The following is a 1363-nucleotide window of genomic DNA, read 5'->3' on the forward strand; positions in this document are numbered from 1 at the left end:
GCGCCTTGTAGCCGTAGGCGTACTGCGCATACAAGGTGACCTGCTCGCGTGCTTTCCAGGTGCCCAGCAGGCGCGGCTGCCTGACCAATATCCTGAACCCCAAGATCGGGGTGTTCTACGTGACCTTCCTGCCGCAGTTCATTCCGTCCGGCGTCAGCGTAGTGGGCTTCAGCATGCTGCTGGCGGGCCTGCACGCCTTGATGGGCGTGCTGTGGTTCGCCGTGCTGGTGGCCGCTACGCGGCCGCTGGCCCGCTGGCTGCAGCGCCCCGCCGTACTACGCGGCCTGGACGGGCTGACGGGCGCGGTGTTCATGGCCTTTGGCGCCAGGCTGGCGCTGGAACGGCGCTAGTGTGCCGTCGCATAGATGCGTCGACACACTAAGCGTACACCCCGACCGCGTGGCGCGCCACGTAGTGCCCTTCTCCCACCGGCACCAGAGGCGCGATCACGGGTTCGTCGCCCACTTTGCGCACCGGGCTGGGGATCTCATCCACCAGCAGGGAACGCGCGCGATGGCGGCGTTGCGGATCGGCGATGGGCACCGCATCCATCAGCTTGCGCGTATACGGATGCTGCGGGTTCTCGAAAATAGCCCGGCGCGGGCCGATTTCCACGATCTGGCCCAGGTACATCACGGCCACGCGATGGCTGACGCGTTCGACCACCGCCATGTCGTGCGAAATGAACAATAGCGACACGCCCAGTTCGCGCTGCAGGTCCAGCAGCAGATTGACGATCTGCGCCTGGATGGACACATCCAGCGCCGAGACCGATTCGTCGGCCACAATGACCTTGGGGTTCAGGGCCAGCGCGCGCGCAATGCAGATGCGCTGGCGCTGCCCGCCCGAGAACTCGTGCGGATAGCGGCCGATCATGTCGGGCAGCAGGCCGCACTTGTCCATCAGCCAGCGCACCCGCTCTTGCGCGGCGCGCCCCTTGGCCACGCCGTGGATCAGCAGCGGTTCCATGATGGAATAGCCTACCGTCATGCGCGGGTCCAGCGACGCGAAGGGGTCCTGGAAAATGAACTGGATATGGCGGCGCAATGACTGCATGGCCGCGCCGCGCAGCGAGCCGATATCGTGCCCGTCGAATTCGATGCGGCCGCCCTGGCTCTTGACCAGTTGCAGCAGCGAACGGCCCGTGGTGGTCTTGCCGCAGCCCGATTCGCCCACCAGGGACAGGGTTTCACCCGGATACAGGTCGAAGCTGACCTTCTCGACCGCGTGCACGCGCTTGTCGACGCGGCCCAGCACGCCGCCGGCGATGTCGAAGCGGGTGATCAGGTCTTGTACGCGCAATACCGGCCCGTGCTCGCGCCGTACCGTGCTGGCGGGCGGCGCGGGCGCGGCGGCGTCTTGC

Annotated in this window: 2 protein-coding genes; one reads left to right on the plus strand and one right to left on the minus strand. The window is 66.8% G+C overall.

The window, feature by feature from the left end:
- Positions 1–35: 35 nt before the first annotated feature.
- Positions 36–350, plus strand: a complete 315-nt coding sequence (locus LPZ50_RS24855) for a LysE family translocator (protein WP_230665495.1) — start codon at positions 36–38, stop codon at positions 348–350.
- 28 nt (positions 351–378) lie between these two features.
- Here LPZ50_RS24855 and LPZ50_RS24860 read toward each other — a convergent pair.
- A partial coding sequence (locus LPZ50_RS24860) for an ABC transporter ATP-binding protein (RefSeq protein ID WP_230665496.1) occupies positions 379–1363 on the minus strand: 985 nt, incomplete at its 5' end.

This window comes from Bordetella petrii, from assembly GCF_020991325.1.
GTDB classification, from domain to species: domain Bacteria; phylum Pseudomonadota; class Gammaproteobacteria; order Burkholderiales; family Burkholderiaceae_B; genus Bordetella_A; species Bordetella_A petrii_E.